Genomic DNA, 19,936 nt, shown 5'->3' on the forward strand with positions numbered 1-19,936 from the left:
CAGGTCTTTAGAAAAATGAACTAGTTAATTTTTGAAAGTGGAAGCAAATAAGAGGGTCTGAATGAGATACTCCTGTAAAATGGTTTGCTGTGAGGCAGGGACCGAATATTCTTCGGGGCAATTTATATGTAGAGTAGGGACGGTTCCCGTTCTACTTTTACAAAAAAAGTACCTTATCTCGATTAAAGCTTCAACGTATGGGTGGATCCACCTTAAAAAGTGAGAGAAGATGCGTCCCTAGTGATCCCATTTCATGAAAAATTGAAAATACACCCCACTTTCCGCATTTACGTGCCACTTTGGAAAAATACGATCCGCTTTTCACATTTAAGTGCCATATTTTAAAAATACAAACCACTTTTCCCGTTTATCAACCAACTTGTCTAAAAATCTTCGAGTCATCGTGACAGGTGCATTGGATTAGAATAAGGACATTCCACTCTAATCTTCAACCTGTACAAAGTGAATCACGTCCTCAAAAAACTTCACTGAGCGGCTGTGTCTATTGCTTCTCTTCAAAAAGCAGAGTAAGAACCGTCCCCGAATTGAGACCTGTCCATTAGGAATAGGGAATTTATGTTAAAATGTATATAAACAAAATCCAAAATGGTTCTGTGAAGCATTATTAAGGAAAAATTAGAGGTGACGAGTGTATATTTCTAAATTGGATTCTGAAAATCTGACATATAATCAAATGACAAATCTCCTATTCTCAACTATTGAAGATGATAACGAAAATGGGGATTGTATCTTTGTAGTTGGCAGCAGCAAGGCTATTCAATACCGACTGCCTAAAGCAGTGGAGCTATATAAACAAGGAAGGGCGGGGAAGATTTTATTTTCTGGAGGTGTCAGATGGCAAGGAAGTGAGCTTACAGAGGCTCAGGAATTAAAAAGAGAAGCCATTTCATTAGGAGTTCCGGAAAGAGATATATTAACAGAAGAAATGTCCTTACATACGCTTGAAAATGTACTCTCCTCCATGCTTGTACTGGATAGGGAGTTCCACTTACACACGATTAAAAGGCTGTTAGTCGTCACAACTTCATATCATATGAAAAGACTAAACCTGACACTGAAAACGTATATGCCTGATTGGATTTCATTCACTTTGTGTCCAGCTGAAGACACTCATACAAGAGAAGATAATTGGTTCTTGAATGAAACAGGCATTAAGAGAGTGAAGAGTGAGTCTGCAAAAGTTATAAAGTATGTGAAGCAGGGTGCTTTAAATGATGAGGAAATAGTGATTTAGTTTGAGAGATTAAATGGAAGTTTGGTTGAAGGAGAGGGAGAACCATGAGTGAACAAGGTCAATCTTTAATAGAGCGTATTGATTTAGGAGATGGATTAAGATTAGTTTATCAAGAACCCAAAGAATACATAAGATTCTATTCAATTTATTATGGACAAAAATATGCAGACTACTATTTTAGAAGGTCCTCTGCAACTTTAATAGAAATCGCATCCATATTTGACTGCGGTTATTTCATCATGAAGGATGAAAACGTCATTGGCGGTGTATTCCTGAAACCTAATTTTATGTCAGATTTATTTGTTGTTCCCCCTTATGACGATTATGAAGGGTTAGTCCATAGGCTTTTAAACCATTTGAAAAAGATATCGAAGTCTGAAGAAAAAATCATCATCAGAGAAATTGTAGAAGAACACGTTCCAAATTATGAACAACAAGAATGCCAGGTTCAGGAAGTGAATTATTGGATGATCCGTCCTACACAATCGATGATGGCAATCCTTCCTGAAGGTTATAAATCAAAAGCTGTAATAAGCGAAGATATAAATGATATAGCCTGTTTAATTATGAAATCCTATAAAGCAAATCCAGTCTACAAACAAATCGCAGCCAAAGAGGATTACATTCAACATGTGAAGGAGTTCATAGAAAACCATAAAACCAATACCATCATGGATGAGTGTTCAAGAGTGATTGTAGATAATAGCACGAACAACATTGTTGGTGTCTGCCTGCACATGGAGTTCGAAGACTATCCGCTAATCATGAGTTTGGCCGTTAACCCTGAACATCAACACAAAGGACTTGGCCGATTTCTGTTAACCCATTCTATCAACATATCCAGTAAAGAGTACCCGGCTACCCGTTTGGCTGTACTCAAAGATAATACAGCGATTAAGCTTTATGAAGACCTTGGATTCATTCGGAATAAATCTATAACGGATATGTATGTAGTGTGATTTGATTGAACAATTCTATAATAAAACAACGCTAAAAGGGGATAGAAAAATGGGTTGGTTAATCATTGCTGCTGTTGCATATCTTCCAATAATATATCGGATTCATAGACGCTTAGATTATTTAGAAAAAGAAGTGAAAAGGTTAAAAGGAGAGAAGGATTACTGAACATAGCAGCCCACTGTCTTATTCCAGAAAAGAGCAGTTTAGTGAAGAAGGGTTTTGTTTCAGATTGCAGAAGATCTATGAAAAAATATGGGTTCACAAATGAATAGCAAAAGCTGGGGGCAGCGATATTGAACGAAGAAATTTATATAACTGCAGAACAACTGATAAAGAAAACAAAAAGAAAAGAGACTGTAATTGAGATAAATAACTTACAAACAAATAAAGATGGATTTAGTAACGACATCACAATGTTCCATCTTACTTACTCTCAAGGTGGAGATATATTTTCCAATGAAGTTGTCTTAAAAGAATTTAGTGAAAATGAGAGATTTAATAAAGAATTAAATATTCTAAAGAGTAAGGCTGTAAATTCGAACATTAATATTCCGACTGTTTATTTTGAAGATAAAGAAAAGAGAATAATGTTGATGGAACTAGTTAAGGGAACTACTTTGGATAAATATTACTTAGCAAATCCAGAGGATATGCAGTCAACATTTAGAAGATTTGGTGTTACGCTTGCACAAGTTCACTCAATTTGCACTGATACGGTTCGTGACTGTTTTACGGATAACGATTTACGACAAGATGATTATATCAATTTTTATATTGAAAGTTTAAAAAAAAGAGTTGAGAAGTTTGAAGACCCTGTATACATAAATTGCCTTCATAATATTTACGATATGTTCAAGTCTGTTTCATTTACTAAAGTTTTAAATCACGGAGATTATCATTTTTGGAATACAATAATAACTAATGAAAATACGTTGTATATTTTGGATTGGGAAAAAGCTTATATAGGAGACCCTCGTTATGATATTGCAAATACCCTTGTTTTGGGATATTCGTGGTTCGGGACTAGCTTCAAAGAACCTATGTTAAATGCTTATCAGAACATAACAAACAAGAGAATTGAACATTTGGATTGCTTTGAAGCTTTATTAAGTTTTGACTCATTCACTAAGATAGTTCCCTTAATACAAGGTGCAGATGACTCACATATTCGTGACAGGTCGTTTGAGTGGTTAAATAGACGTTACGAACTTTTTGTAAGACATAGCGGAAAGAGAATCAATGAAGCTGAAGAATACTTATTTTCTAAAGGTGTACCATTCAAAATTTAGTATTTTTCCTTCTTCAACTAACGGGGGCAACAGTTGAAAATCCAAAAGAGGATCTTTAGCTGCTTTTCTTCCTCTTAATGGCAGATTCGCTTAATAAAGAATATTTACTAGGTTTTGGGAGAGGGGATGACCACGGATGATTTCAGAGCTTAATAAGTCTGAATATTATAAATGTAAAGCATTAATAAATGAAGAAGGACTCTTAGAATCAAAAGCTGTCATTGAAGGTGAAAATCACGGTCGCATATTTGTAAATGATCCGATTGCGCCTTCATCTGGTTTTATTTGGTTGGGGAGTAATAATGGTTTTATTTTTATTGGTAACGAAGATAATGAGGAATTTAATTTAGAACTAAACCATTTTTTTAATACGATCATTAAAACAGATGCCCTAAAAGTTGATATGACAGCATTTGAAGCGATAGGGAACCATTCAAAATGGAATAAAACGATCAAAAAAGTATTCGGCGAAAATGTGAATGGTTACAATCAAAGGGTGTATGAATTACAGAAAGATGATTATCGAAAACAAAATGAACCAGTTATCGAACAAGGATATGAGGTTAGAAAAATCACAAAAAACATCTTGGAAAACAAAGGTCATTTAACATATGAAAACATCGGATTTTTGCATTCTAAACTATTGGAATTCTGGACTTCATTTGAAAGGTTCTTACACTATGGTCACGGGTATATGGTTTTCTATGAAAACGAAATTGTAAGCGTTTGTTTTTCAGGTGTAGTAGCTGGGAATGTACATGGTATAGACATTGAGACGTTAGAGCATCATCAAGGGAAGAAGCTTGCTCAAAAAGCGGCTCATTCTTTTGTACAAGACTGTATAGATAATCATATTACTCCTTATTGGGATTGCATGGAAATCAATGAATCTTCTGTTTCTGTTGCAGAAAGTATAGGGTTTAAAAATACATTTAATTATAGTTGGTATAGTATTACTTTTGAATAGGTTATAAAGAACCACGGGGACAGATACATCGGTCCGATGATTCGAATGAGCCAAGGTACCTGTCCCCGTGGACCTTTAACGAACTTAAGGGGGGGGATATGAATATGGTGACACTCCATACAATGCCGACAGAGGTTGACATAACTGTCTCAGAGGATGGTATGCCTTTACCGCATTTTCTTAAGGAATCCATCAATTCATACTGGGATTCTCTTATTGAAAATGGCAAACCATTTCATAGGGGAGAGGTATTTTCCATAAAAGAACTGACTGAGACTAAGAATGAATTACGCGTTACCCTGCAAAGAACGGATTTTGCTCATTTTATATACGACAAACATTTCGATCTGCCGGAAGAGTTCAATTGTCGTGTGATTGTGGCGAACGCGCTTATCTTAACAAATGATAACCATTTTGTTCTTGGACAGATGAATAGCCGCACTGCAAATCCTGGGCGTGTGCAGTTCATTGCCGGCGGCATAGACGCCAGCGATGTAAAAGGGAATAGAGTCGATATCATGGGCTGCCTCATTCGTGAAACAAGCGAAGAAGTTGGAATTGATCTACATGACCGTACCCTTGTATGGAACATCGACCCCCTGTATATCGTACATTGGGGGAATATAGCCCTTGTTTATCTGATTAAACTAAAGATTGATTCGTCTGAATTTCAAGCTCACTACGAAAAATTTGAAAGCAGTTTAAGAGAAAAAGAGATGACGCCAGTATTTTCATCGATTCAACTCTTGTCAGCAGAACCAGAATCAGTATCTGACTTCCTTGAACATGATGACCGGCCGAGAGTGGATTTCCTTGGTGCAGTTTTGAAAAAAGCAATCGAAACGGTGTAACTTTGTTCAGGGGAGGATCAGACGGTTCCAGCTGAACGGTTCAATCTTCAATTTGAGGTGAGGGGGAGAAGGCAAATGAGCATCGGACTGATGGATATTTTTCGCATGGAATTTGATTTTTGCTGGGATACCGAAACTTGGTTTTTACCTTTGGAATCCGCTCTTGAGGGGTTGAACTCCACACATGCAAGCTGGCAGCCCCCAGGGGGTGGGAATACAATCTGGCAAACGGTGAACCATCTGAATTATTACAACGCCATTCTTGTCAGCCAACTCAATGACCCAACACATGGTAAAAAGGCATCTGGCGGCAAAGCTGCATTTGGAGATATCGGAGAGCCCGAAAACCCTAAATGGGAGGCGATTTTGGCAGAGGATACATTTGGAGATAGCGGGGACCCGGCGGATACTGAAAAATGGGAAGTAGTCCTGGCTGAAACACGTCTGATCTGTGAGGATGTGCGAAGATCTCTGGCACAAGTTGATGACAGTCAGCTGGATGAGGAACGTGTTGGGGGAATGGCCCGTCAAATTTTGCACAACGCTTATCATATAGGGCAAATTGTGTTCATCCGCAAACAGCAGGGTTCGTGGCCGAAGGAGCGGGGATGATTTGTGTGTTCAGTGGTAGGTAATGCGGGGATCTTCGTAAAGTTTGGCTGATTTTGATGTTTACTGGGCCGGAAACACCTCTTTATGTTTCCCGTTGACAAGAGTTAAGGTTGTCATCGGGGGTATAACCGGTACAGGACTTCACTTTATTATCAAAAACGGCCTGCTTATTATCAAAAATCAGGATATATTATCAAAACCAACCCACTTATTATCAAAAATACAGATATTTTATCAAAAACGTATATTCACCGCTTTTTATACCCGTAAGTGTATCGCCTGTTCTTGTCCATAATCTTTAGTCGCCAACCTCTCTTTGGCAGCCTGATTGAAACCGATTCATTCATAAACTAAATTGCATAAATTCTAGTAATCTAAACAACAAAACGAATTAGTCAAAGAGCTGCCTATTTTTAGGAAGCTCTTTTGTAATTTTATAGAAAAAAATACCTATATCCAAATTCACCCTCTGAGATTATACTATTCTAGATATGAAATACATAGACCCTTTGGAGGATAAGTGATGAAGCGTTTACTTTCGCTAGTTTTGGTATTGGTTATGGTCTTGGGAATTGTACCGGGAATGACGTACGCGATTGAGCCTAATGAACCAGAGTTTGAAGAGTTTTTAATGAATATTGGGTGGGATAAGCAGGATTATATCGATTATCTTGAAAGTAAAGAATGGTATTTGGAAGATTATGAGTCTGTGGAAGATCTCGGCACACCACTTTCGAAGGAATCTGTTCAACTGGTTCTACAAGAATTTGACCTGACTCGTGATGAGTTGAATGAACTTCTAGTTGAATATGGAGATATAGAAGAGGGACAAGATGTGTTGGAAGGCACATGGATCATCTTTTCGGAAGAACTTCATGAGTATGTCGATTTTTATTTGAACGGCTGGGAAGGTACTCCGATTGATGAAGAAAACCTTAAGCAGCTATTAAGTGATTATGGTTTTGACTCAAAGGAAGCCCTGGAGCAATTTTTAAAAGAGAATGACGATTCCATTGAAAACTATGAGTATATTGAAGATCTTGAGCTCGCTGTTGATATCTATATGAACGGTGGAGCGGATTTCGATGAAGTATATGGTCTTTTCACAGAAATCGGCCTGACGGATGAGGAACTTGAGAGACTGTTTGCTCATTTTGAAACTCTTGCCTTTGAGGATTCTGCTTTCCTGGATCAATTAATCGAGCTGAGCGAAAGAATGATGGCCTTTGAAGAATTTGAAACCGCTGAAGAACTTACAGCAGGACAAATTGCAGAGCTTTTGGATATCTTTCATGACTTGCTTCAACTCTTTGAGTTGGAAACTTCGTATTACCTTGTAAAAGATGATGAAAAACAAGCCGTATCATTTGAAACTCTGATGACGATGGACACGACAAATGGATATAATCTCTTGATGGAATTATACAACAAGCAAGGGGATTTCCTGGCTGATCTGCTGCTGACGGCAGACATGTTTGGCTCTGAGCTCATTCAGGAGACAGGGAAGGACATGAAACAGGCAGAGGAAATTGTGACGGCTGCAGCACCAAGTGGATCGAAACCACTTGTCAAAACCGTCAAAGGCGGAAAACTTCCGAAGACAGCTTCTGATTATGTTGGCAATACATTCGTTGGCCTGGCATTTGTTTTAGTGGGTGCTTTCTTATTCAGGCGTTTTAGAGTCAAAGGGATTTAACCTCAAATGAGAAAGGTCAAACGCAGCAAGCGTCTCGTACCCCTTATATTGTCTGTTAGTCTCATTGTATTTGGTGCATGGTTTGCCGGGACGAATGCCTATACCTTTTTAAAAGGATATCTGCTCTTTAAAACAGGACAAGTAAATGCTGAAGACTATACAAGAAAGCCTGAGTTGAAAGAGAAGGAACAAGAGAAGGTTCCCCTTTACTCCGAACGTCCTGAAAAGGGAGAAAATATTGGTGAACTCATCATTCCGAAGCTGGAGGCAAAGCTGCCGATCTTTCACGGGACACATGAAGATGAACTGGATAAAGGAGTGGGACATTTCGCCGGCAGTGTCCTGCCTGGTGAGGAAGATAATACAGTTCTGTCTGGTCATCGTGATACTGTCTTTCGTCAGATGGGTGAGGTGGGGGTAGGCGACCTGCTTGTTGTTCAAACATCTGCGGGGGAATTTACGTACAAAGTCAAAAAAGTACGCATCGTTGACAAGAATGACAGGACGGTCATCGTACCTAAGCCAAGGGCGACCCTGACTGTTTCCACATGCTACCCGTTCAATTTTATCGGGGCATCACCAGAGCGTTATATCCTTGTAGCGGATCTGATTTCGTCAAAAAAAGAATGAAGTGTAAACGAGTAGTGGATACCTGTTAGGTGGTCCACTACTCGTTTTTTTTTGATAATGTGAGCCGCCGGTACAGATAGAGTGGCTTTTTTGCCGAGGCACCTGTCCCCTTGGTCCTTTCGTGCAGAAGGGAGGAGATCCCGAATCGCTCCGGAATGGATGGATTCCGTTCTTTTTTGTACAATTTCTCTTCTAAAAATAAGGCAAACCCCTATGGAAGCCCCTGAAGTGACTGCCAAACAGATCCACTTTCGGCCATATTCAATCCGTGATTGAAAATACATGCAACTTTTTACATTTACGTTCCACTTTTAGAAAATACAAACCACTTTCCACAATTACGTGCAACATTTTAAAAATACATTCCAGTTTCCCCGTTTATCAATCAATTTGTCGAAAAATCTTCAGGCCATCTGGACAGGTACATTGGAGTTGAATAAGGACGGTCCACTCTAATCTCTGCCTTCTACAAAGATGAAACACATCTTCAAAAAAGCTTCACTGCCCGGACTGTTCCACTCCCATCTCCAACTTTTACAAAACTGACACATACCTTCAAATAAACCCGGCAGCCCTGCTGAGTCAACGTTTCTATTCAAAAGTCGGTCCTGTGTTCATCAACAGTGCGTAACTCCAAAGCAGGGATATGCCTACTTTTGTGGAATAGATAGTAAATCCCACAACTTTGATATCAAACTACACGCGACCTCAAAACATGTTTCAACAATCGCAACTATTAACTGGGAAACAAATATGGAATGAATAGAGACTGACGAAATACTGCTCCGTTGCAATAATGAAGCAATGAGATTCGGAGTATAGAAGTGTCTCATTCCTGGCTAAAATGGTAAAAAAGTGAGGTTACCCTTATGTTCACTCTCATCATTGCAAAATTGCTACGTCTCCTCCCCAATCAAGCAAAGAAAACACCTATGATTCCCTTGCAGGACGTAAAAGTGAAAAAAGATATATTAGTGGAAACATCTGTTGAACCCACTCCCATCTCCATCTATTATCCATTAAAAGCAAATCATGAAAAGCTTCCTGTCTACATCAACTTTCATGGAGGAGCGTTCATCATGAATGAGAAGGAGATGGATGATCCTTATTGCCGCTTCCTGGCCAATGAGGCAGGATGTGTGGTGGTGAATGTCGATTATGTGAAAGCACCGGAGTTCCCTTTTCCAAAACCTATTGAACAGTGCTATGACATTCTTCAATGGATGAAGGGAAGAGCCGATGAGTTGAACATTGATGCTGAGAAAATCATGGTCGGCGGACAAAGTTCAGGTGGGAATCTCGCAGCAGCGCTCTGTCTCTACCTTGAAGAGAAAGGGGAAGACCAGCCGCTGCTTCAGGTGCTGTCCTGCCCGATGCTCGATTTTGTCACCCCGCATGGGGATAAACCGGAACCGGATAAGTGGCGTGCCCGCTATCCTCAAGTCGCCCATTTTTTAAACATGTGTTACGTACCGCAAAAAGAACAAGCGGAGCATCCTCATGCTTCCCCTGTTCGTGCTGAGGTGAGTGACCGTTTGGCTTCCGCACTTATTCTTATAGCGGAGTACGACGCATTCAGACCGGAAGCCGAGTTCTATGCAGAGAAACTAAAAGCAGCAGGGATAAGCATTCAAGATGTGCTATTCAGAGACTGTTCTCATGCGTTTACCCATCTAGGTCCAGAAGATAGAGCGGAAGAGGCTTGGAGATTGATTGCAGCGAAGATCAAAGAAGTGGCCAGATCCGATGGCGATGGAAATTGAAGCATCTCCTCTCTTGTATGATGTGTTTGAAAAGCACATTCAAGTTTTTGAGGCGGGGAACGAGGGTATAAAATAAGCTCTGAGGTTACAGACTTGGTGGCAGTAGAAAAAGGTAATCAAGCCAATCGATGGTTTAATGATATTTGAATGATCTGGACATGGATCAGAAGGAGATGGATATGGACAAAGAGCAAAGGCAAGCGGATTTTGATTATTGCGAAAAGATCATAAAAAAACATTCCAAAAGCTTTTACTATGCATTTTCACAACTGCCAAGTGAAAAAGCACATGCCGTTTATGCCATCTATGCTTTTTGCAGGACCGCAGATGAGTGTGCAGACGGAAACCATTCATCCAAGAAAAAGGTTCAGCAGCTGAGACAATTAAAGAAAGAACTTGATTTGTTCAACGATCATGAGGAATTGGATAAACCACTATGGCGCGCACTCAGACACGTATTCAACACGTATGAGATGGACATCGGCCCGTTCTATGATCAACTGACGGGGCAATCCATGGATTTAACATTCACCACCCCGAACACAATGAAGGAACTGGAACGATACAGTTATTTTGTAGCCGGGTCTGTCGGATTAATGCTTCTACCTGTCATTGCTTCGGAATCTTCTGTTGATTTGCAAGCATCAGCGATCAGTCTTGGCGTTGCCATGCAACTAACGAATATCCTGCGTGACATCGGCGAAGATTACCATGATAAAAACCGCATCTACCTTCCAAGCGCTGAACTACGCCATTTTCATTATTCAGAGAAAGATCTACATAACGGCATCATCAATGAACATTTCATCAGCCTATGGGAAAAACTTGCTTCGCGGGCTGAATCATTATATAGCAAGTTTTTATTAAACATAGAGCTGTTCGATCCCGACAGCCGCGTGCCCGTCTATCTGTCAGCCCACGTATACAAAGGCATACTTGATGCTGTCAGAAGCAATGGATACCAATGTCTAACGAAACGGAACTATGTGACAAAAGAAAAAATGACCCAGATCAATGCTGCAGTCAAAAGCGCCTTTGATTTGCGGGAAGGAGATGCATTAACCGTTGAAAAATAAATCCGTAATCGTCATCGGAGGAGGACTCGGTGGACTGTCGGCTGCGATTTCACTTGCGCAGGCAGGGTACGACGTTTCCTTATATGAAAAAAACAACCACATCGGCGGAAAGCTGAACCGCCTGGATCAAGATGGTTTTGGCTTCGATCTCGGCCCGTCCATCCTGACGATGCCGCAGATTTTTGAAAAAATGTTTGCCGCCAGCGGGAAATCGATGAAGGACTACGTCCGGATCGAAAAGCTGGATCATCAGTGGCGCTCCTTTTTCCCGGATGGAAATATCATAGACTTATATGAAGATTTGACCGACATGCTGGAGAAGAACCCATCCCTGACTGAAAAGGATATCCGTGAATATCAGAATCTGCTGGACTATTCGAAAACACTTTATGATATGACGGATAAAACCTATTTTCAGCATGGTGTCGACCGAACGAGGGAAATCATGAAGCATACGGGCCTGTTCAGTGCGATTAAGAACTTTGATCTGTTTTCGACGGTTCACGGCGCCATTGATAAACGAATCAGCAATGAGCAGTTCCGCGATATGCTTTCCTATTTTATCAAGTACGTCGGTTCGTCCCCTTACGATGCACCGGCCGTATTGAATATGATGATCTACATGCAGCATGACCAGGGTGTGTGGTATGTACCCGGCGGTTTGAACAAACTCGCGGACGGCTTGGTGAAGCTGGCTGAAGAAGTGGGCGTCACCTTCTATCTGGGAAGGCAGATCGTCAAGCTTGAAAAAAAGGATGGCGAAATTACAGGAGCCGTCATGGCAGACGGGACAACTCTGACGGCGGATTATTTTGTTTCCAATATGGAAGTCATCCCGGTCTACGAGCGATTGCTGGAGGAAGACAGCCAGTATATAAAAAAATTGAAAAAGAAATTCGAGCCGGCCAGTTCCGGTCTCGTTATGCATTTGGGTGTGAAAAAGAGCTATCCGCAGCTGCGTCATCATAATTTCTTTTTCGCAGAAAATATGAAGGAGCAGATGCAATCGATCTTCCATCGCCGTGAGCTGCCGGAAGACCCGGTCATTTATCTGGTGAACGTCAATAAGACCGATCCGACACAGGCTCCTCCAGGGCATGAAAATATTAAAGTACTGCCCCATATTCCGTTCATCCGGGATAAAAACCCATTTACGCAACAGGACTATGAACAATTCGCTGAGCGGACCCTGATTAAATTGGAAAAAATGGGACTCGACGGCTTACGGGAGAATATCGTCACCAAGGATATGTGGACACCGGAAGATATCAGACGGACGTACGGCTCCGACCGCGGTGCGATCTATGGAACCGTGTCAGACAAAAAGAAGAATAAAGGATTCAAGCATCCGAAACAGAGTGAACGCTATGACAATCTTTATTTTGTCGGCGGGACGGTGAACCCAGGCGGCGGAATGCCGATGGTTACGTTAAGCGGCCAGCTTGTAGGGAAGAAAATTGTGGAGAGGGATGCATCCCATGCCTGAGGATGATTTTCTGCAGGCATTACCTGAAAGGCAGAGGGAGGACCTTTTTTCTAAGGGCAGTCCCTCACTTGAAACACGTAAAGAACAGCTGTTGAAGCTGAAAACTGTCCTTTTGAAGAATGAAGAGGCATATATGACGGCCCTTCATACCGATTTGGGAAAGCCGGCATTTGAAGCCTTTTCTTCTGAGATTGCTGTGTTGTTGAATGAAATCGATTATGTATGCAGGCATCTGGGAAAATGGATGCGGCAGGTTCGGTCACGGCATCTGAAAATGGGATACGTGGAAACGATCAACAGAACGAGGCATCAACACGGAAGTGTCCTCATCATCGGTTCGTGGAATTATCCGCTCCAGCTTTCCTTGATGCCGGCCATTGCGGCAATCGCGGCCGGAAATCGCTGTGTGATCAAACCATCCGAGCATGCACCGGCCACTGCCGGTCTGCTGAAAGAGGTCATGGATGGAGCTTTTCCCCCTGAACAACTAATCGTTGTGACGGGAGATGCTGGGACTGCGAGAGAGTTGACTTCATCTCCTTTTGACCTGATTTTCTTTACAGGCAGTACGCAGACAGGAAAACTCGTGGCCGAGCAGGCGGCGAAGCAGCTCACCCCGGTGATACTGGAACTCGGCGGGAAAAACCCCTGCATCCTTGATGAAACAGGTTTTTCAAAAGCGGCTATCAGGGACATCGTCTGGGGGAAGTTCCTTAATGCGGGACAAACCTGTATTGCCCCGGATACGCTGTTTGTACATGAGTCCATTTATGAGAAAACGCTGAATGAAATTTCTGCATCAATCTCGGCTTTTTACGGGGAGCGGCCCCAGGAAAACGGGGATTATGGCCGGATTTGTACGGATGCCCATTTTGAGAAGGTGGTTGAGTTTATCTGCCAGGGTGATGTCAGGCATGGAGGGACGCATGCTCGAAACGATCGGTTCATCGCCCCGACAGTGGTGACTGATTTGGAGCCGGGAAGTTCGATTTTAGAGGAAGAAATATTCGGCCCGGTCCTTCCCGTCATTCCCTATACGGATTTAAACACGTTATTATCCAGTGATGTGATTCAACGGGATGCACTGACGGGTTATATGTTCAGTAAAGACAAGAATGGGATCCAACTGTTCAAGGACCACATGCAGTCACCGACCGTCAGCGTCAATCAAGTGATCCATCATGCCGCGAGTCCCCATATCGCATTTGGCGGGAAGGGAAGAAGCGGTTATGGTGCTTATCATGGAAAAACCGGTTTTATGGCGTTCAGTTATGAAAAGACGGATTACAGGGCGCATTATTTTATGCGCGTTCCAGGGAAATTCCCGCCGTATTCCGATCGAAATATGAATGCTTTGAAGAAGTTGAGAAAGTGGCTGTTGTAATGGGGAAAGATTGGCCACAATGATAAAGGTTGAAAAATAAGAGGTTTTTTAGGGATCTACTGAAATGAGGGAATTCACATGAGTAAGAAGGTGATTGTCATCGGTGCAGGTGTTGCCGGGCTTGCCAGTGCGATCAGGCTGCAGCATGCGGGGTATCAGGTGGAGATTTATGAAAAAGGATCAACGCCCGGGGGCAAAATGAATCGGATTGAGCTGGATGGCTACACATTTGATTTGGGGCCGAGTATCGTCATGATGCCGGAATTATATCGGGAAATCTTCGAATTATGTGGCCGCGACCCGGATGATTATATCCCGATGGAAAAATTGGACCCGATTTACCGGGCTTATTTTAGTGACATTCCCGACAAGCCTGTTGATATCTCCTCAGACCTCACACATTTGACGAAGACGATTGAATCGATCAGCGAAGAGGACACGGCTGGATTTTTTCAATATATGCATGAAATTTACAAACGCTTTGTCATTGCAAAGCATCACATCCTTCAAAGGCCTTTCCGCAAGAGATCTGATTTTTATAACCTCCCGATGTTGAAGAAAGCGTTGAAACTGAAGCCATACGACACGGCCGATACGTTTATCGGAAAATACATCAAAAATGAACGGCTGAAGCAGCTAATCAGTTTTCAAACGTTGTACATAGGCATCTCCCCAATTAAAAGCCCGTCTTTTTATACCATGATCCCGATGATCCAATTTTTATATGGAGTGTGGTTCATCAAAGGCGGGATGTTTACGATGGCACTTTCGATGGAGAGGCTCTTCAAGGAACTTGGAGGTACCATTCACTACGGCCAGGATGTGCAGGAAATCAGCATTCAGCATAAGAAGGCGGACGGGATTACCGTTGACGGCCAAAGAATTCCTTCGGATTATGTCGTTTGTAATGCGGACTTCCCGTATGCGATGAAGCACTTGGTCAAAGACAAGGCCGCCAAAGGGAAATATACCGATAAAAAGATAGACAGTATGAAATACTCCTGTTCATGTTTTCTCATGTATCTCGGTATGGACCGGAAATATGAAGAGATCGAACATGTACATAACTTTATTTTCAATGAAAAGCTGGATGAGAATTTAGAAGACATTTTCGACGGAAAGAAACTGACAAATGGCTCCTTTTATGTGTACATTGCTTCAAAAATGGATCCTTCCCTTGCACCAGAGGGGAAGGATGGATTGTATATCCTGATGCCTGTCTCGAATGTCGCATCTGCAAAGTATGAGTGGGACGAGGAGACCATTTCATATTATCGCAGCTACATTTTAAGTGAATTAAAAAAGATCAGTGGTTTTGAAAACGTTGAACATGAGATTGTCACCGAAACGTATACCACCCCACGTGACTTTGAATCGAAATTCAATGCCTATAACGGCGCCACGTTTGGGTTGCAGCCAACCCTGGACCAAAGCAACCACTATCGCCCGCAAAGCAAGGCAACGCATTGCGACAATCTGTATTTTACCGGAAGCAGTACACACCCCGGCGCCGGCGTCCCGATTGTGCTGTTATCGGCGAGGATCACGGCGCAGGAACTGATACAGGATGATACAGGTGAGTTGTATGATTATTCGGTAAGGTAAAGGCTGATCACGGTTGTGTGCTGACACGTAGAGGAAGGTTGATCACGTTTGTATGTTGACAAATAGTTAAGGTGAGTGGGAAGTTGTATCCACACACGTAGATAAAAGATGATCTTGTATGCTCACAAGTAGAGGAAGGGGGTTGGTTTTATGACAGCTTCAGAAGTGATTAATCTCGCTATTGGTATTGGGGCAATTGTGATTGGCATCATCATGTTCTGGTCTTTGCCCGTTCCCGGAGTCACCTCCCGAAATGCATCAAGTCTTCCGTTTCTGTCCATTATTATCCCTGCGAGGAATGAAGAGGGCAGGATAACACCGTTATTGCAATCATTGCAGGAGCAGCGTTTCAAGCAATTTGAAATACTGGTTGTGGATGACGATTCATCGGACAATACTGCGGCTGTTGCAGAAAACTACGGTGCAACGGTCCTGAAGAATAATGGGTCAGGAAAGTCTTCGGCTTGCTGGCTTGGTGCCGAGCATGCAAAAGGGAGCTGGCTACTTTTTTTAGACGCAGATACGCGATTCACGAGTGTGGACGGCATACAAAACCTGCTTCATTTCTATCAGGGGAATGGAGCCAGGGGGATAGTTGCATTACAGCCATTTCATACAGTTGAGCGCCTTTATGAATACCTATCCGTTGTCTTTAACATCATTGTCGTTGTCGGTATGAATCTGTTTACGATCTGGGGATCGCGGTTTAAAACCGCCGGCTCATTCGGTCCATGCATCCTATGCAACCGGGACGATTACTTTTTGTCTGGAGGGCATAAAGGGATTGAAGGAGCCATCATGGATGATCTCGCACTGGGCCAGGCATTTCTTGACCAAAATCTCCCGGTCCGCTGCCTCGGCGGCAAAGGCATCATCTCTTTACAAATGTACCCGGAAGGCTTGGGAAGCCTTATAGAGGGCTGGTGCAAAAGTTTCGCCGTCGGTTCCAAATCTACCCATCCAGTCGTTATGCTGATGGTCATCATTTGGATTTCCGGAAGTTTAACGACTGCGGGGGCATTGATCTCTTCTGTAATTGAACGGGACCCCGCCATGATGATTCTTAGTGGAGCATTGTACATCCTTTACACGTTTCAAACGGCATGGTTTGCCCGCAGGGTCGGTAATTTCAAATGGGCAATTTTCCCTTTTTATCCGATATTGTTTTTATTTTTTGCAGGGATCTATCTATACTCCTTCATCCGGGTGAATGTTTTTCATTCGGTCAGGTGGAAGGGCCGGAATATTAAGGTCTGATGGCTTTTTGGAAGCACGGGGGTGGGCCCCGTGCTTTTTTAATGTGGGTGGGACGTGGGGGCAGGTACCGTGTCCCAAATCAACTATCAGATTTACTGTTTTTCATTAATTGAAACAATTTCCATTCCAATATCGTCTAACAAAGAGAGAAAACAAGGTTTCTATAGTAAGTACATAAATAGGTTGGGTCCACCAGAATGAATCATGAATGACAAAGAAGAATATAAAATTTTTGTGAAGGCGGGATAGGATGAAAGCCATTATTTTTGACTTTGACGGAACGCTGGCAGATACTTTGCCGGTTTGTTTTTATGCATTTCAATCTGTATTCAAGGAGTTTGATGACATCGAAGTGTCTTCTGATGAAATCAAGTCCATGTTTGGGCCATCAGAAACTGGCATCATTAGAGAAAACCTGAAGAACTCCAATAAGGATCAAGCAATTGACATGTATTATGACAAATATAGGGAAAAGCATGCAGATTTGGTCATGGCCAATGAGGAAGTGAATGACTTGCTTCAATCATTAAAAAACAAGGATACAAATTAGGCATTGTAACAGGAAAGGCAAGAAAAAGTCTTGTCATTTCACTGGATAATCTCAATATGAACGAACTATTTGACATCATCATCACCGGTGATGACGTGTCAGTGCCAAAACCTCATCCCGAGGGGCTGAATCAGGCATTGTCATTACTTAACGTTACCAGTGACGAAGCCCTATTCATAGGCGATAGTGATGCGGATATTATAGCCGGTAAAGAGGCAAAGGTAAGTACTGTCGGTGTCCAGTGGCTGCCGAATTACCAAACAGAGGATTTTAGTATTCAGCCAGACCAAACATATAATCGTGTAGGGGAATTCATTTCATCACTTGCAGGTGGACGTTCATAGTTCAATTACCGATGTAAGGTAGGAGTAGGAGAGTCATGTAAGAAACAAATATGAGACAGTTTATGTTCGTGTAAATAATTGGAACGAAGTGAGAGCATATTTTCTTAAATAGTTTTTGATGCGCAGAGGATAAGGAATCGTGCTCCTATTACGGGAGCTGACCCCCAGTGCGGTGAAGTAGATAAGGGTGAAGCTAAGGAAACGAAGAAGGTGAATAGATGTGGATAAGATTTTAGAAAAACTTGAAGAAATAGATGGTGGAGAAGTAGGGATCACGATATATTCCACTAAAGAAAAGAGACAAAAATACGCATTAAATAGTGAACTTAAAGTACCTCTTGCATCGGCAGCAAAAGTAGCTATAGCATTTTGTGTAGCGAAATGGGTAGAGGAAGGGTTCATTCATTGGGATGACATAGTTGAAGAAGTCTCATTTAATCCCGCAGAAGATAGCAAGGAACTTTATCCTCATTTCCAAATCAGAAAATCGCTCCCTTTAAGGGAGGCTGTTGAAGTGATGATTGCTTGTCATGATAGCTATGTTGCTAAATGTATTGTTGATAATTGTGGTGGATGGGAAAAGTTAAACAAGTCAATTCAGTCTGATTATCCTACAATAAATGTAACTGAAAACCCAAGGGATATGGAAAACATGGCTCAGCTAAACGAGATGCTTGATATGATGATACATATCTATGAAGGGTACAAAACACAACCGCTCTTATGGACACCAATTCTTAATGGGCTGGTTAGACAAAAGGGCGATATAAACCAAATACCGACACACCATTTAAATCATATGACAGGTGGTTTAGAAAATGTTGTGGTTGATATCGGTATAATGGGTGATTTCAAGGAAAATCCATATATCTTTGCATTAGGCGCGATTCATTTACCTAACAGGTTTACAAGTCAGGCTGCTGACAGCAAAATTATGGATGCGATGGATTTGCTTTATAGTGAATATTTAAAACAGTAACAGTTTAATTCAATACTAGGGAGCGCATCCAGATCAGGATACGCTTCCTTTTTTGCTTAAAGTTTGTATTGAGTTAAAGGGCACGAGTGTTGAAAAGGGGAGGGGATATATATGGTGATTTTTGTGAAGTTACATCCTGATTTCAGAGTACTGGGTGGAGACAGGTCAGGATTTAATATTTAGAGGCTGGGACAAAAGTGTTTTAGCCTAAGTAAAACCCGAATTAATTTGTGTTATAAAAATACAAATTAGTTCGGGTTTTTAATTTGATAAAATGGACATTTAAATTTAGCTCTTTCTAGCGGTTGATTGGAGTGCAAGACGAAGACTAAACATTAACTTTTGGCGTTGCATGAAGAGAAGGGGAACGTTACTCACTTTTCCATCCATTCAACCATCGTCTCCACAATCAGATCCTGCTGATCTTGCGCAGAAATCTCTGCTTTGTTGTCACCTTTTTGCGGCCCATACATCCCGAATTGGCCATGATTCCCCCCATTTATTTCATGAAAGACGGTGTCTTCAGGCAATATACGCTTGGATTCTTCAATATCTTCCGCAGATGTAAGACCGTCATTCTCTGCATAAATGGAAAGGATGGGAAGGTTTTTTTGCGAGAAGTCATCTCCACCCGCTGGATAGGATGCAAAGAAAAATAGGCCATCGATCTTCTTAAGATTGTTATGAGCGAACGAAGCTGCTGCTACGCCGCCGAGCGAGTGACCGCCAATATACCATGTATTTGCAGAAGGATAGCGCTCCATCATTTCTTCTGCTTTATTGATGTTAGTGAACGCCAGGTTCAGCGTCACGTCAGGAACACCGACCACATACCCCTGTTCGGATAATTGTTGACCCAAGTAACTGTAAGCTTCCGGTTCAACCTTGGCCCCGGGATATAAAATGACTCCTTCTGCCTTGTTCCATTCTTCGGGTTCATAAATGACCCAGCCATCCTCTTTCTTAACTTCACCCACTAAGTTTTTGAGTTCATCAGATGGCTCATACGTTTGTTGAGTCCATATGTAAAACCCTGATAATCCGACAATCAAAAGAGCCCCTAACGTCAACAGGGAGTATTTAATGAATTTTTTCATTGTTGTTTACCTCTGTAAGTTTTTTTAAATGATACTTCACAAACCTCAGTAATGTCCAACATCTATGTGTCTTCTGGAAGCTTATAAAAATGATCTCACGCATTTACTTGGTGAACTGACTTCCGGGGTTTTTAT

Annotated in this window: 16 protein-coding genes and 1 pseudogene; 16 read left to right on the forward strand and 1 reads right to left on the reverse strand. The window is 41.8% G+C overall.

Annotated elements, in window-relative coordinates; genetic code table 11:
- Positions 1–649 precede the first annotated feature (649 nt).
- The 16 genes and pseudogenes from ACUXV2_RS08665 to ACUXV2_RS08740 all read left to right on the forward strand — a co-directional run bounded on the left by ACUXV2_RS08665 (position 650) and on the right by ACUXV2_RS08740 (position 18,704).
- The gene (locus ACUXV2_RS08665; protein WP_446246607.1) at positions 650–1,255 is read left to right on the forward strand and encodes a YdcF family protein; all 606 of its coding nucleotides are present in this window, start codon (positions 650–652) and stop codon (positions 1,253–1,255) included.
- A 44-nt stretch (positions 1,256–1,299) separates the two neighbouring features.
- The gene (locus tag ACUXV2_RS08670; protein WP_446246608.1) at positions 1,300–2,214 is read left to right on the forward strand and encodes a GNAT family N-acetyltransferase; all 915 of its coding nucleotides are present in this window, start codon (positions 1,300–1,302) and stop codon (positions 2,212–2,214) included.
- Positions 2,215–2,508: 294 nt separating this feature from the next.
- Entirely contained in the window at positions 2,509–3,504 is a 996-nt protein-coding gene (locus tag ACUXV2_RS08675) for an aminoglycoside phosphotransferase family protein (protein WP_446246609.1), read from the forward strand.
- A 136-nt stretch (positions 3,505–3,640) separates the two neighbouring features.
- A complete protein-coding gene (locus ACUXV2_RS08680; RefSeq protein WP_446246610.1) occupies positions 3,641–4,471 on the forward strand; it encodes a GNAT family N-acetyltransferase in 831 nt (276 codons plus the stop codon).
- A gap of 98 nt (positions 4,472–4,569) precedes the next feature.
- Positions 4,570–5,322: an NUDIX hydrolase gene (locus tag ACUXV2_RS08685; RefSeq protein ID WP_446246611.1), complete on the forward strand. Its 753-nt coding sequence runs from the start codon at positions 4,570–4,572 to the stop codon at positions 5,320–5,322.
- A gap of 75 nt (positions 5,323–5,397) precedes the next feature.
- Positions 5,398–5,934, forward strand: coding sequence for a DinB family protein (locus ACUXV2_RS08690; protein ID WP_446246612.1), 537 nt, complete (start codon positions 5,398–5,400; stop codon positions 5,932–5,934).
- A gap of 523 nt (positions 5,935–6,457) precedes the next feature.
- Entirely contained in the window at positions 6,458–7,630 is a 1,173-nt protein-coding gene (locus ACUXV2_RS08695) for a processed acidic surface protein (RefSeq protein ID WP_446246613.1), read from the forward strand.
- A gap of 6 nt (positions 7,631–7,636) precedes the next feature.
- Positions 7,637–8,260, forward strand: a complete 624-nt coding sequence (locus ACUXV2_RS08700; RefSeq protein ID WP_446246614.1) for a class D sortase — start codon at positions 7,637–7,639, stop codon at positions 8,258–8,260.
- A gap of 869 nt (positions 8,261–9,129) precedes the next feature.
- Positions 9,130–10,023, forward strand: coding sequence for an alpha/beta hydrolase (locus tag ACUXV2_RS08705; RefSeq protein WP_446246615.1), 894 nt, complete (start codon positions 9,130–9,132; stop codon positions 10,021–10,023).
- Positions 10,024–10,202: 179 nt separating this feature from the next.
- Entirely contained in the window at positions 10,203–11,099 is an 897-nt protein-coding gene (locus ACUXV2_RS08710) for a phytoene/squalene synthase family protein (RefSeq protein ID WP_446246616.1), read from the forward strand.
- The gene (locus ACUXV2_RS08715; RefSeq protein ID WP_446246617.1) at positions 11,089–12,585 is read left to right on the forward strand and encodes a phytoene desaturase family protein; all 1,497 of its coding nucleotides are present in this window, start codon (positions 11,089–11,091) and stop codon (positions 12,583–12,585) included. Before ACUXV2_RS08710 ends, ACUXV2_RS08715 begins: the two co-directional genes overlap by 11 nt.
- Positions 12,578–13,969, forward strand: coding sequence for an aldehyde dehydrogenase family protein (locus ACUXV2_RS08720; protein WP_446246618.1), 1,392 nt, complete (start codon positions 12,578–12,580; stop codon positions 13,967–13,969). The genes ACUXV2_RS08715 and ACUXV2_RS08720 overlap by 8 nt, the downstream gene beginning before the upstream one ends.
- A 78-nt stretch (positions 13,970–14,047) precedes the next feature.
- Entirely contained in the window at positions 14,048–15,574 is a 1,527-nt protein-coding gene (locus tag ACUXV2_RS08725) for a phytoene desaturase family protein (RefSeq protein ID WP_446246619.1), read from the forward strand.
- 150 nt (positions 15,575–15,724) lie between these two features.
- On the forward strand, positions 15,725–16,831 hold the full coding sequence (locus ACUXV2_RS08730; protein WP_446246620.1) for a glycosyltransferase family 2 protein: 1,107 nt from the start codon (positions 15,725–15,727) through the stop codon (positions 16,829–16,831).
- A gap of 250 nt (positions 16,832–17,081) precedes the next feature.
- A pseudogene (locus ACUXV2_RS08735) lies at positions 17,082–17,725 on the forward strand (HAD family hydrolase).
- A 220-nt stretch (positions 17,726–17,945) separates the two neighbouring features.
- Positions 17,946–18,704 (forward strand): serine hydrolase, encoded by a 759-nt coding sequence (locus ACUXV2_RS08740; protein ID WP_446246621.1) that lies wholly within the window; start codon positions 17,946–17,948, stop codon positions 18,702–18,704.
- A 374-nt stretch (positions 18,705–19,078) separates the two neighbouring features.
- On the opposite strand, the gene ACUXV2_RS08745 is transcribed toward ACUXV2_RS08740, so the two are convergent.
- A complete protein-coding gene (locus ACUXV2_RS08745) occupies positions 19,079–19,801 on the reverse strand; it encodes an alpha/beta hydrolase (protein ID WP_446246622.1) in 723 nt (240 codons plus the stop codon).
- Positions 19,802–19,936: the final 135 nt, after the last annotated feature.

Source organism: Rossellomorea sp. NS-SX7, from assembly GCF_052828565.1.